This window comes from Pseudolactococcus insecticola, from assembly GCF_011170065.1.
In the GTDB taxonomy this organism is placed as follows: Bacteria; Bacillota; Bacilli; order Lactobacillales; family Streptococcaceae; genus Pseudolactococcus; species Pseudolactococcus insecticola.
The window spans coordinates 247,129-259,660 of sequence record NZ_BLLH01000002.1; the positions used below are offsets into that span (position 1 = coordinate 247,129).

Below are 12,532 nucleotides of genomic sequence, written 5' to 3' on the forward strand. Positions count from 1 at the left end.
ACTAACTTCGGTATTTTAGGTAAAAGAAAAAGGCTCTCTCGATTTTGAAACTTTGAGAAAGCCGTGTTTACGGGGTTTACCCCCATTTTAAATTGTATCAATTCATTATAGATTATTTCAATATAAATCATGTCAATCTTATTTAGATAAGATTCCTGCAACAGCTTCAAGGCTTCCAGATTATCACCAGTGATGAACAGATTTTCTGAATCATCAAAGGTATTGACACGTTCTTTGTAGTCATCATCTGCGTAGATATAAGACTCCTCTGGTTGCGGGTGCAAGGTTTTCGTAGTTGGCGTTGCTGCTTCAAAATAGGCCTTGGCTTTACCGTTCCATATAAAGTCGTAGCGTTCTTTTTGTTCTTCTGCCTTAGCGAATAAATCGCGCAGTTCGTCTAATAATTCATTGTCGACTTTACGTGAATTAACATCGGATAAGTTGATTTTTTCTGGTTGATCAGTCATGGGTTAGCTCCTTTAGTTTTCGATAATATTGTGATTAGTCATTTGAGTACTATTTTTTTGCAGCAAAAAAGCGCCTACTCATTTTGAGTACACGCTTAAAACACCTGTCACATTTGGCAAGATTATTGTCTGTCTGTCTGTCTGTCTGTCTGTCTGTCTGTCTGTCTGTCTGTCTGTCTGTCTGTCTGTCTGTCTGTCTGTCTGTCTGTCTGTCTGTCTGTCTGTCAAGGCTACTACTTTCCTTATTTTATGTCAACTGATACCCCTATTTTAACAAAAGATAGACGAGAAAGATAGATAAAATGTGGTTAATTGACTAATAAGGTATTTTTTATCCTGTTAATTACCAAAATACTGATGCGCAATCTCGACACTTGCCATGGCATCTTTTGCGTAGTAGTCTGCGTCAACAAACTCACGGTATTCCTCGTTTAGTACGGCGCCACCGACCATGAACATCGTCTCAGGCGCAGCGGCTTTTACTGCGGCAATCGTGCGTTTCATGTTTTGCACAGTTGTCGTCATCAAGGCTGAGAGACCAACGAGCTTTATATTTTCCTTGACCACGGTCTCAACCACCGTTTCAATCGGTACATCTTTTCCAAGGTCAATGATGTCATAGCCATAGTTTTCAAGAATCATCTTCACGATATTTTTACCGATATCATGAATGTCACCTTCCACCGTTGCAAGTAAAATCTTGCCCAGATCTTCTGACTGCTTGCCTTCTTTTGCGAGCTTGTCCTTTAGGACTTCCTGGGCATTTTTTGTGGCTTCAGCAGACTGCATCAGCTGTGGCAAGAAAAGCTCGCCCGATTCAAATCTGGCACCAACGACGTCCAAAGCTGGAATAAAGTGCTGATTGACCACTTCAAGTGGTGTCAAGTTTTCAAGCAATTTCTTGGTTTCAGCAACCGTCAACTCTTTGCGTCCCTTGATAATCATCTCTTTGAGCGTCAGATTTTCGTCTGACTGAGCTGGTTGTGCTGCGCTATTTCCGGATGAAACGGCAATATTAGCATTTTGCTCCTTATCAATAAAATCACTCGAATTGGCATCTTGTCCCGTAAAGACCTTGATTGAGCGAACAACGCTCATCATATAATCACTGAGTGGATTCATGATGGGCGCATCAAGCCCAGCACCAAATGCCTGTGCCAAAAATGTACCGTTTAAAAGCGCCCGATTTGGCAAGCCAAAAGAGATATTTGACAGGCCGACCACCGTTTTACAGCCTAAACGAGATTTGACCAAACGGATGGTATCCAATGTCACGGGTACCTGATCCTGCTGAGCTGATGCCGTCAGAACCAACGGATCAATCATCACACGATCAGCAGAAATACCGTATTTCCCAGCTTCACGGACGATTTTTTCGGCGACTTGGTAGCGCTTTTCAGCTGTTTCAGGAATGCCGTCCTCGTCCAGACAAAGTCCTAAAATCACACCACCGTACTTGGCAACAATCGGTAAAACCTTATCCATATTTGACTGTTTGCCATTGACCGAGTTGATCAAGGGCACGCCGTTATAGTGTCTTGCGCCTGCTTCAAGCGCCGCCACTTCTGACGAGTCAATCTGCAGTGGCAGATCAAGCAACGACTGGAGTTCACCGATAGTTTTGGTCATCATGGCAGCCTCATCAATCTCAGGCAGACCAACATTGACATCCAAAATATCTGCACCAGCATCACGTTGGGCAACCGCTTCTTTGATGATGTAGTCTACATCGCTGCGGCGTAGTGCATCTTTTAGGCGAGGTTTCCCAGTTGGGTTAATCCGCTCTCCTATTAGCGTCAAACCTTTACCAATCGCAACAGTTTTCAGCCCTGAAGTGATAAATGTCCCAGAAACTGGCTCTGGTATAACCTTTTCAGTGGTTGTGATGATGGCACGCAATTGCTTAATAAACTCTGGCGTCGTGCCACAGCAGCCACCGATAATCGCAACACCTTTATCCAAGAGCTTTTGCGTGTAGGCCGTATAGGTTTCAGGCGTGATTTTATAAACCGTTTCACCATTTTCCATCTGTGGCAGACCAGCATTTGCCTGCACCATGACGGGCACCTGCGCATAGGTCAAAATCGTTTCAACAATTGGCGCAAGTTCTTTTGGCCCGAGCGAGCAATTGACGCCTAGGACATCGACGCCTAGATTTTGCAGAGTCAGCGTTGCCGTTTGCGGATCAACGCCAACAAAAGTACGCCCGTCTTCTTGATAGGTCATCGTAACAAACACCGGCAAGTTTGTATTTTCTTTAACGGCAAGCACGGCAATCTTTGTTTCAAGTAAATCAGCTAAAGTCTCGATAATCACAAGATCAGCACCCGCTGATTCAGCCAGTTTGGCCTGACTTGCAAACATCTCATAGGCCTTGTCAAATGACAGCGTGCCCATTGGTTGTAATAGCTGCCCAGTTGGCCCCATGTCATAGGCGACATATTTTGGATTGGCTGACTTGGCAAGGGAGACCGCTGCTGTAATCACGGATTCTAGCTCATCAGCGTCCATTTTTGTGGTATTTGCCTGAAACGTATTGGTCGTGATGACATCCGCACCCGCAGCCACATAGTCTTTGTGAATAGCTGTCACAATCTCAGGGTGTGTCAGGTTGAAATGCTCAGGAATCCCCCCAATCGGCAAGCCTCTGTTTTGGAGTTGCGTCCCCATTGCCCCGTCAAAAAGCAAAATATTATCACGTAAATCATCTAAAATTGTCATTGTTTTGTCCTTTATTTATCTGTTTGAAAATGATGATCAGCACTGGAAAAAAGAGCGCCGTTGACACGGCATGTGCGACGTCAAATGGCAAACCACTGAGCCAAAATGGCCAGATACTACTACCAAATAACCTAGCCGAAAAAAGTGAGATTAAAAATCCCCAACACATGGTAAGAATACCCGCAAGAATCGCCTGTAACACGACCTGTCTGACATGTTTAAAAAGAAAGTAGCCAGCCGTCAAAATCATCGCATATGAGACGATCTGTGCGAAAATAATCACAGAAAATCCTAGTAAAAGCCCTGTTAGCGTCATGGTCAAGCTTGCCACCAAAAGCGCCGTTCCAAGGCCTAAGTAAATCACCAAAACAAAAAAGAAAGCGGTGATTGGCTTGACATTTGGAAAGGCAACAAGGCTAAGGCGCATCACGCTCCCAAGTGCGCTCAAAATCGCAATTTGCGTCAGTTTTTTGATTTTTAAGGTCATGCGTCGATGTTAAAATGCGCATTTCTTACCATCTCAACCGTCAGATCATCTGGTTCTTTTCGGCGTGGCCGTGCAATTTTCGGATCATCAAACAATCCCATGATTGCCGTTACTGACTTGCGTGGCACCATGAGATTGGTATCAGTCAGCGTCAAGCCTAACTTACGATCTGCGGCCAATGTTTTCAAAAACTGTGGCTGAATATCAAGTGACAAATCACCATAACCTGGTGAAAACCTGCGATTTAGCGTATAGTCTGAAAATCTATCTGCAATATCAACTTCTGCCAAGTCACAGACTTTTTCGATATAATCCACGCAACACGAGTCCAAAACAAAGGCCTTAGTCATCTCAGAAAGTTCATAAAGCCTGATCTGACGCTCAATTTCGATGCCAAGTGTCGATGCCAATAAGACAACTTTTTTAGCATTTTTCAGGTGATTATAGATATTTTTTGACTGTAAAACAAGGTCTGTGCCAGTCAGATGAACTGCGAGATTTTCTTCGTCAAGCGTGAAATCATAGGCTTGATAGAGGTATCTGGCATGTGACTTTTCCTGAACCTCCAGCATCAAGTCATCCACCAAGTCTGACACATCACTCGTCAGCTCCTGCTTGCGTTTATAGCCCAGATAGCGCAAGACTTCGGCTTTTTCTAAGGGTAGATATTGCATACTGCCTCCATTTTCTCTTACTATTATGTTAGCATATTTTTACAGATTGCGCCTATGCTTAAATGTTGATAGCCGCTATAAAATATGCTTATAGCAAAAAACAGCCGTCGGCTGTTCTCACTCATGCCCAAACTTCGTCGATGATTGATTTGACAAGGGCTAGTTTGGTCCACTGATCGTCTTCCGAAAGGATATTGCCTTCCTCGGTCGATGCAAAGCCACACTGTGTTGACAGGTAGAGCTGCTCCAAAGGCAGATAGCGTGTTGCTTCTTTTATCCGTGTGATCACAGCATCTCTGTCTTCCAGCACGCCATTTTTTGAGGTAATCAAACCTAAAACTGCGACTTTATCTGCTGGGAACTTTGCCAATGGTTCAAAACCACCTGAGCGTTCGTTGTCATATTCTAGGAAATATTTTTCAGCATGCTCACGAGCAAAGAGGACGTCAGCAACGGTATCATAGGCGCCTTTTGTCGCATAAGTCGAATGATAGTTGCCACGACAAATGTGTGTATTGATCGTCAAATCATCAGGCAAATTGTCAATCGCTTTGTTGTTGACATAAAGATAATCTTCCTGGATGCCCGCAAGGTCAAAGCCTGCACCTGCCATGGTGTCCCAGAAATCTTTGTCAACTAGCATGCCCCATGTACAGTCATCCAGCTGAATCGTCCGCGCACCTACCGCATATAAGGCCAAAATCGCTTCGTGATAGACTTTTGCTATATCATCTAACAACACTTTGTGGTCCGGGTAAAATTCTGCCGTGATTGCGGCGTTATTCCCGCGTAAAAGTTCTGCCAAAAACTGTGCTGGTGCAGGAATCGTGATTTTGGCTTCGACTGCACCGTTTTCAGCATCTGCGATTTTTTTGATAAAGGCATAAGCTGCGAGTTCTGGATGATTTTCAGCAGTAAAGCCAAGTTTTCCTGTTAAGACGGCTGTGTCATCGCGCGTTTCTTCATCTGCGAAAAGATAGCCTTGACCGTAGTGGGTGTGCGCAACATTGTCAAATCCCCAGAAAAAGTCTAAGTGCCAGTAAGATCTGCGAAATTCACCATCTGTGATGACGTCGAGTCCAGCTGCGATTTCTTTTTTAGCGAGTGTTGTGATGCTAGCGTTTTCAATCGCAGTCAGATCTTCTCGTGTGATAGCCCCATTGTCAAACTGTTCACGCGCAGTTAATAAAGCCTTTGGACGCAAGAATGAGCCGACATGTTCAAATTTTTGTTTTACCATTTTAGTTACCTCTTTTTCTTTGATGACTTTATTTTATATCATTTTGCTATAGTTGTAAAATATATAAAAATGCAGTTTTGTCATAGTTTTAAACTATAACTACTTTAGACAATCAAAAAAACAACTGACGCATCAGCTGTTTTCAAAATTTAACAAATGGATTGGTCAGGCTCGTACTTTCGATAATCTCGACTGATGTGTCAAAATTTCTAAGGACTTCCGCAACTTTTAGGATAAACAGTGCCTCGATGTGATGTCCAGGATCAATGGCAGAAATCCCGAGCGAAAGCATATCGTGTGCTGTGTGATAGTAGATGTCACCTGTGATATAAACATCTGCTTGCTTAGCTGCGGCGTCCACGTAGAACTTGCCACCTGAGCCGCCACAAATGGCAACACGACCAATAGTTTGCGACATACTGCGATCATAACTCACGACAGAAAGGCCATCAAGACCAAAAACGGCTTTAACCTTTTCTGAAAATGTCGCAAGTGTTTGGGGTTTTACATGGCCAACACGGCCAAGCCCGAATTCTGTCAGATTTTCAACATCTGTCACCTCCAAAAGCTCACAAAACCAGTCATTTAGACCATTTTCGACAATATCAATATTGGTGTGGCTCGTATAAACTGCGATGCCCGCACGCGCAAGATCAAGTACGATTTTTTCCTGCGGCTGGCTAGCTGTCAGGTTGTCAAGCGGGCGAAAAATAACAGGATGTTTGGCTAAAATCACGTCCACTTGCTTCTCAATCGCTTCTGCGACTGTTTGTTCACGAATGTCTAAAGTCACCATCACTTTTTTGATGTCCCGATTTAGCGTTCCGATTTGTAAGCCTACTGGGTCGCCAGCCATGGCAAGTTCTTTAGGACAGTAGGCTTCATAAAGTTTGAAAAATTCACTTGCTAGCATTTAGTATTGCCTCGATTTTTTCTATTTTTTCTTGAAACATTTGACGTTTTTCAGCAGCTGCTGCGGGTAATTTGTCCAGAATTTTTTGCATATTCAGCTGTTCTGCACGCCATTTGGCTTTGAACACTGCTGATTTTTCATTCATCAGATATTTGCCAAATGTCAACTCGTCAGAAGTTAAGTTGGCGTTAGTATTTTTAGCGTGTCTGACTCGCATAAGCTCATAAATCTTGTCGTGTTCTGACAAAATACGCTCGTCAGAAATGCTGAACCCATTCGCAACCAGCCAAGTCCGCAAAAATTTCTCGCCGTTGTTTGGTTGCAAGATTAGGGTCTCAACTTTTTCTAGTTTTGCCGTATCCGCAGCCAATATCTCAGCTATCAGATTACCACCCATGCCTGCAATTGTTACGGTGTTAATAGCGTCATCTGCTGTCATTGCTACGAGACCATTTGCGAGTCGCACGGTGATTTTATCAGTCAGATTCGACACACGGACATTGTCAACTGCCGACTCAAACGGGCCTTTGACAACTTCACCTGCCACGGCAAAATTGATTTTTCCTGTTCTTATGAGGTTGATTGGCAGATAAGCATGGTCACTGCCAACGTCAAGCAGGCGTGCATTGTCAGGCACAAAATCTGCAACGGCTTGCAAGCGTTTCGATAATTTTTCATGATTCATGGGTCAATTTTTCTCCGAATTTACAATAAGGTAGGACTGGGCAAGTTTGACATTTGGGGTTTCTTGCCGTACAGTGATAGCGCCCGAAAAAAATTAGGCGATGATGCGTTTCGACCCAGTCTTTTTCAGGCACTACCTTCATCAGCTTATCTTCGACTTCAAGCACCGTCGCTGATTGTTTGACAAGCTGCAAGCGCTTTGAAACGCGCTCTACATGCGTATCCACGGCAATTCCAGGAATGCCAAACGCATCACCTAAGACGACGTTTGCGGTCTTTCTTCCCACACCTGGCAGCTTTTGCAGCAAGTCCTTATCATGCGGCAGCTCACCGCCAAAGTCTGTTATCAACATTTGCGCCGTTCTGACGATGTTTTTCGCCTTGGTTTTATAGAGGCCAATGGTGCGAATCTTGCTTTCAACGTCAGCTATATCAGCTATTGCCAGAGTTTCAGCATCTGGATAACTCGCAAATAGTTTTGGCGTTGCCTTATTAACCCCTTTATCTGTCGCCTGGGCAGACAAGATCGTTGCAATCAAAAGCTGAAAAGGCGTGTCTGATTCAAGCTCACCATGCGCATTTGGAAACATCCCAGCGATAATCGCTAAAACTGCTGTAAACTTTGCTTTACTGAGCATTTTTGGTTCCTTTCCTTTCAAATAATCCTGTTATTTTAGCAAAAAAACCGCCAAATTCTGCGGTCTGCTAGATACTTTTTTATAACTAATATGATCCCAGCAGGATTCGAACCTGCGACCGTTCGCTTAGAAGGCGAATGCTCTATCCAGCTGAGCTATGAGACCATTTGACAACTACTAAATTCTACCAAAATTCAGCTGTTTCGTCAAATTTTTAATAAACTGGATTACCATAAGCATCGTATACCTGATCAGATGATGCCGTACTAGCGTCGGTGGTAGTTACATCAGTGTCTTCAGCCTCTGCTTTTTCAGCTGTTGTTTCCTCACCGTCCGTCAGAAGTGTTTTTTCAGTTGATTTCCCAGAAACAGTCGTTGTGACCGTTGGTAATACGGCTTCTGACGACGCTTCCCCATAGTAATTATCGAAGGTAACGATGCTATCAGACAGGCTATCTACCGTTTTTTGACCAAGTGATAGACGTAGCGCGTTTTGTACACTGAGCAGATTAGCAGCGGGCATAACTTGGTAAGAGCCGTCGTTAATCATCTCACCGACGCCTTGTAGTTTGATTGAGCGCATTTTTTGAAAGGCGTCTTTATAGCCAATCAAACTCGTCAGACTGCTCGTATTGACAGAAAAGTCAGTTTTCATATTGCTTGAGACGGCTTGCAGGATCTTTTCATACTTAGTCACAGAGTTCAAACTCAGTATTTTTTTGACCACTTGACTGATAACCTCACGCTGGCGTGTTTGACGGCCAATGTCCCCTTCCGGATCCTGATGTCGCATACGTGAGTAGACCAATGCTTGATCGCCATTGATATGCTGCTTACCTGGTGCAATGCTCGCAGTATATTCTGGCTCAGTTTCCGCTATAGAAATCGTCTCGCCAAGCGTGTTATTAACTTCAATGCCACCAACCGCATCCACAAGCTCTTTAAGGCCGTTCATGTTGATTAGCGCATATTTATCAATATTCAAACCAATTTGATGCTGAATAGTCCGAACCGCAGACGCAGCCCCTCCCGTCGCATAGGCTGAGTTGAGCTTAGCGACATCTGTGATATGACCTTGCGCATCTAGAATATTTGCTAGCATATCACGTTCCAATGATACCATGGTTGTCGTGTTTGTCGTGGGATTGATGGTCATGACAATCATGGTGTCTGAGTTGCCAGCCCAAGTATCAGAACGCGTCGCATCACCCGTGTCAACACCCATGAGAAGCACTGTCAAGGGCTTTGTCGCCTTGATAATCTCGTCTGTTTTTTTTGTTGAGGTAATACCCAAGTCTGAAAAGGTCGATTTCATAACATTTTCAGTGCGATCTAGTACGATTTTCCCATATACAAAGATTGCCCCCAGTGCGACAACAACAAAAATGAGCAATCCCAGCAAAGTTTTTTGCCAGAGACGCAGTTTACGTTTCCCATTTTTCTTTACTGCTTGTTTTTTTATACCATGTCTTTCCTCACGGTAAACTCGATGACTTCGCTTCATTCTTCTATTTTACCAAATTTTTGGATGATTCAGCTGAAAATTAAGAAAATGTTATAAAATTGTAACCTTAGTCGAAAAATATGACCATCTCAAGGACATCAATCAGCTGACCAGTTTCATCACGCGCCCCATATTTTCTGACGGTCTCTATCTCAAAACCATTTTTTTGATAAATGTGCACAGCACGCTCATTTCGTTTTTGGACTTGCAACTCCAAGCGTTTGATAACACCCACTTCTGCCACAAAGTCAAGCATGTCAGCCATGAGAATTTTCCCGATGCCATAGCCCTGAAACTGCTCGCGCACAGCAATAAATAAATCTCCGATATGCCGAATCCGATAGTGAAAATCAGCCGTCAAGCTAATTACACCGGCAATCTCATCATCCAAAATCGCTAGAAAATAAGCGTTATTATCCTTTTCAGCAATCTGCGTCAGATAAGTCGCCATATCCGCTTCTGACATCAAAATACCAGCTTCGTCTAGGGTCAGAAAATGAGATTCCTTACCCACAGCATCGAGAAAATCAATCAATTTTTGTGCATCTGTTGCCGTTGCTTCGCGGACGATGATTTCAGTCATAGATACACCTCATACCCTTTTCCGTGTGGGACAAGTGTCAACACGCGACTTTCAGCATCATTATCTGATGCCGTTTCCGTTGCCTCGTCCTTTTCAAGGACAATTTCCAGATAGTCAGCGGGCAAATCTGGTCCCAAAAGATTTCCCCACTCGATCACTGTCACGCCATCACCAAAAAGATAATCATCTAAATCAATCGAATCCGGATCGTCACCAATCCGGTAAACATCCATATGATACAGCGGCAACCTACCCTCGTCGTATTCACGGACAATGGTATAAGTCGGGCTCTTGATCATCCGACTAATGCCTAGGCCTCGCCCCAAACCCTTAGTAAACGTCGTTTTTCCAGCACCTAAATCTCCTGTCAGTACGATAATATCGCCTGATCGCAATTTCTCGCCCAACTTTTCAGCATAAGTTATGAGTTGTTTTTCATTTAGTTTCATAACTTTATTATATCAAAAAACCAGTCTTGCGACTGGTTATAATTGATTTATCTCACGAATACTTTCCACCATGAGCGCAAGCCCCGCAAGAATCACGAGCCCTTGCAAAATAGATGTTTTATTCGAGATGATCAAGGAAATCACGATTGTCACTGACAAAACGCTTCCGATAATCCCGATAAAAAGGTTGAGATTTTTTTTTATATCATCTGGTGCTAAAAAGAGGTAAAACATGATGAAAAGCGCTAAGACTACTAAATAAAACATAACTCGTCGCCCTCCTGTTCACGCTTCAGAGCTTATCCTTTTTTCTTTTTGCTTGCTTTTTCGCGTTCTGCTTTGTTCAAGATTTGTTTACGCAAACGGATTGATTCAGGTGTGATTTCAAGATATTCGTCATCAGCCATGAACTCGATTGATTCTTCCAAAGTCAGGATACGTGGCGTTTTGATGACGTTGGTTTGGTCTTTATTAGCTGAACGCACGTTTGTCATTTGTTTTGATTTTGTGACATTGACAGTTAAGTCATTTTCACGAGAATGTTCCCCGATGATCATGCCTTCATAGACTTCTGTTCCTGGATTAACAAAGATTGTACCACGTTCTTCAACACCCATAATCGCGTAAGTCGTCGTTTTTCCTGTATCGATAGACACAAGCGCACCACGGCTACGACCACCGATTTGTTCGTGAATCATTGGCATATATTGGTCAAACGTGTGGTTCATAATTCCGTAACCACGTGTCATAGAAAGGAACTCCGTAGAGAATCCGATGAGACCACGTGCAGGCACTAGGAAGATCAAACGGACTTGACCATTACCTGTGTTTACCATGTCAAGCATGTTCCCTTTACGTTCAGAAAGGGCTTGGATGATCGAGCCTTGGTATTCCTCAGGTGTATCGATTTGGACACGTTCAAATGGTTCAGAACGTACGCCATCTATTTCACGTTCGATAACTTCAGGACGTGATACTTGAAGTTCATAGCCTTCACGACGCATTGTTTCAATCAAGATTGACAAATGCAATTCACCACGACCAGAAACCGTCCAACGGTCAGGTGAGTCAGTTGGGTCAATGCGCAATGACACGTCAGTTTGCAATTCTGATTGCAAACGTTCTTCGACTTTACGTGATGTTACCCATTTTCCTTCTCGACCAGCAAAAGGTGAGTTATTCACGAGGAATGTCATTTGAAGTGTTGGTTCGTCAATGTGTAGAATTGGCAGTGGATCAATGTGGTCTGATGGTGTTACTGTTTCACCAACAAAGATGTCATCCATACCAGATACGGCGATCAGATCACCAGCTTTTGCTTCATTGATTTCGACGCGGTCAAGACCAAAGAAACCAAACAATTTCGTTACACGGAAGTTTTGTTTAGAGCCATCAAGTTTAGACAATGTTACGCTGTCGCCAACTTTGATTGTCCCACGAAAGACACGTCCGATACCGATACGACCAACAAAATCATTGTAATCAAGTAGTGATACTTGGAATTGCAAAGGTTCGTCAGAATTATCAACCGGCGCAGGAATGTGATCGATGATTGTTTCAAACAAAGGTTCCATCGTGTGTTCTTGCGTGGCAAGGTCGTCAGAAAGACTAGAAGTCCCGTTGATAGCTGACGCATAAACGACAGGGAACTCAAGTTGGTCTTCGTCAGCACCAAGCTCAATCAAGAGTTCAAGCACTTCATCAACAACTTCTTCAGGACGAGCTGATGGTTTGTCGATTTTATTGACAACAACGATTGGCGTCAAACCTTGGTCCAAGGCTTTTTTCAAAACGAAACGCGTTTGTGGCATCGTACCTTCGTAGGCATCAACGACCAAAACAACCCCATCAACCATTTTCATGATACGTTCAACTTCACCACCAAAGTCCGCGTGACCAGGGGTGTCCAAGATGTTGATGTGTTTATCTTTATATTTTACAGCCGTATTTTTGGCAAGGATCGTAATCCCACGTTCTTTTTCAAGATCGTTTGAGTCCATGGCACGGTCGTCAAGATGAGCACGAGCGCTCAATGTATCAGATTGCTTCAAAAGTTCGTCAACAAGTGTTGTTTTACCGTGGTCGACGTGGGCGATGATTGCGACATTCCGGATGTCTTCGCGTAATTTAGTCAAGATTTTACCTCTATTTTTATTCTATTTCAACTAACCT

12 protein-coding genes, 1 tRNA gene and 1 pseudogene are annotated in these 12,532 nt (G+C 43.5%); all 14 read right to left on the minus strand.

The genetic code is table 11. From position 1 onward, the window contains the following. Positions 1 to 104 precede the first annotated feature (104 nt). Positions 105 to 467, minus strand: a pseudogene (locus Hs20B_RS03460) (site-specific DNA-methyltransferase); the annotation flags it as partial. A gap of 339 nt (positions 468 to 806) precedes the next feature. Then, on the minus strand, positions 807 to 3,188 hold the full coding sequence (locus Hs20B_RS03465; RefSeq protein ID WP_172355640.1) for a homocysteine S-methyltransferase family protein: 2,382 nt from the start codon (positions 3,186 to 3,188) through the stop codon (positions 807 to 809). Further along, complete coding sequence (locus Hs20B_RS03470; protein WP_172355642.1) at positions 3,172 to 3,675, minus strand: hypothetical protein; 504 nt, start codon at positions 3,673 to 3,675, stop codon at positions 3,172 to 3,174. The genes Hs20B_RS03465 and Hs20B_RS03470 overlap by 17 nt, the downstream gene beginning before the upstream one ends. Beyond that, complete coding sequence (locus Hs20B_RS03475; protein WP_172355644.1) at positions 3,672 to 4,349, minus strand: Rossmann-fold NAD(P)-binding domain-containing protein; 678 nt, start codon at positions 4,347 to 4,349, stop codon at positions 3,672 to 3,674. Before Hs20B_RS03475 ends, Hs20B_RS03470 begins: the two co-directional genes overlap by 4 nt. A gap of 121 nt (positions 4,350 to 4,470) precedes the next feature. Next, positions 4,471 to 5,589, minus strand: coding sequence for a 5-methyltetrahydropteroyltriglutamate--homocysteine S-methyltransferase (locus tag Hs20B_RS03480; RefSeq protein WP_172355646.1), 1,119 nt, complete (start codon positions 5,587 to 5,589; stop codon positions 4,471 to 4,473). 142 nt (positions 5,590 to 5,731) lie between these two features. Then, entirely contained in the window at positions 5,732 to 6,502 is a 771-nt protein-coding gene (locus tag Hs20B_RS03485) for a Nif3-like dinuclear metal center hexameric protein (protein ID WP_172355648.1), read from the minus strand. Continuing rightward, positions 6,489 to 7,187 carry a tRNA (adenine(22)-N(1))-methyltransferase gene (locus Hs20B_RS03490; protein ID WP_172355650.1) on the minus strand — a complete coding sequence of 233 codons (699 nt, stop codon included), beginning with the start codon at positions 7,185 to 7,187 and terminating at the stop codon, positions 6,489 to 6,491. The genes Hs20B_RS03485 and Hs20B_RS03490 overlap by 14 nt, the downstream gene beginning before the upstream one ends. Next, positions 7,177 to 7,824: an endonuclease III gene (nth, locus tag Hs20B_RS03495; protein ID WP_172355652.1), complete on the minus strand. Its 648-nt coding sequence runs from the start codon at positions 7,822 to 7,824 to the stop codon at positions 7,177 to 7,179. The genes Hs20B_RS03490 and nth overlap by 11 nt, the downstream gene beginning before the upstream one ends. A 91-nt stretch (positions 7,825 to 7,915) precedes the next feature. Further along, positions 7,916 to 7,989, minus strand: a tRNA-Arg gene (locus Hs20B_RS03500). Between the two features lie 49 nt (positions 7,990 to 8,038). Further along, entirely contained in the window at positions 8,039 to 9,328 is a 1,290-nt protein-coding gene (locus tag Hs20B_RS03505; RefSeq protein WP_172355654.1) for an LCP family protein, read from the minus strand. A gap of 67 nt (positions 9,329 to 9,395) precedes the next feature. Continuing rightward, complete coding sequence (locus Hs20B_RS03510) at positions 9,396 to 9,911, minus strand: GNAT family N-acetyltransferase (protein WP_172355656.1); 516 nt, start codon at positions 9,909 to 9,911, stop codon at positions 9,396 to 9,398. Then, entirely contained in the window at positions 9,908 to 10,360 is a 453-nt protein-coding gene (gene tsaE, locus Hs20B_RS03515) for a tRNA (adenosine(37)-N6)-threonylcarbamoyltransferase complex ATPase subunit type 1 TsaE (RefSeq protein ID WP_172355658.1), read from the minus strand. The genes Hs20B_RS03510 and tsaE overlap by 4 nt, the downstream gene beginning before the upstream one ends. Positions 10,361 to 10,396: 36 nt before the next feature. Then, positions 10,397 to 10,627: a DUF3165 family protein gene (locus Hs20B_RS03520; RefSeq protein WP_172355660.1), complete on the minus strand. Its 231-nt coding sequence runs from the start codon at positions 10,625 to 10,627 to the stop codon at positions 10,397 to 10,399. A gap of 32 nt (positions 10,628 to 10,659) precedes the next feature. Beyond that, entirely contained in the window at positions 10,660 to 12,495 is a 1,836-nt protein-coding gene (gene typA / locus Hs20B_RS03525; RefSeq protein ID WP_172355662.1) for a translational GTPase TypA, read from the minus strand. Positions 12,496 to 12,532: the final 37 nt, after the last annotated feature.

Coding starts and splice junctions, on each gene's coding strand:
- Hs20B_RS03465 (WP_172355640.1), bottom strand. CDS start 3,188: ATGACAATTTTAGATGATTTACGTGATAATATTTTGCTTTTTGACGGG.
- Hs20B_RS03470 (WP_172355642.1), bottom strand. CDS start 3,675: ATGACCTTAAAAATCAAAAAACTGACGCAAATTGCGATTTTGAGCGCA.
- Hs20B_RS03475 (WP_172355644.1), bottom strand. CDS start 4,349: ATGCAATATCTACCCTTAGAAAAAGCCGAAGTCTTGCGCTATCTGGGC.
- Hs20B_RS03480 (WP_172355646.1), bottom strand. CDS start 5,589: ATGGTAAAACAAAAATTTGAACATGTCGGCTCATTCTTGCGTCCAAAG.
- Hs20B_RS03485 (WP_172355648.1), bottom strand. CDS start 6,502: ATGCTAGCAAGTGAATTTTTCAAACTTTATGAAGCCTACTGTCCTAAA.
- Hs20B_RS03490 (WP_172355650.1), bottom strand. CDS start 7,187: ATGAATCATGAAAAATTATCGAAACGCTTGCAAGCCGTTGCAGATTTT.
- nth (WP_172355652.1), bottom strand. CDS start 7,824: ATGCTCAGTAAAGCAAAGTTTACAGCAGTTTTAGCGATTATCGCTGGG.
- Hs20B_RS03505 (WP_172355654.1), bottom strand. CDS start 9,328: ATGAAGCGAAGTCATCGAGTTTACCGTGAGGAAAGACATGGTATAAAA.
- Hs20B_RS03510 (WP_172355656.1), bottom strand. CDS start 9,911: ATGACTGAAATCATCGTCCGCGAAGCAACGGCAACAGATGCACAAAAA.
- tsaE (WP_172355658.1), bottom strand. CDS start 10,360: ATGAAACTAAATGAAAAACAACTCATAACTTATGCTGAAAAGTTGGGC.
- Hs20B_RS03520 (WP_172355660.1), bottom strand. CDS start 10,627: ATGTTTTATTTAGTAGTCTTAGCGCTTTTCATCATGTTTTACCTCTTT.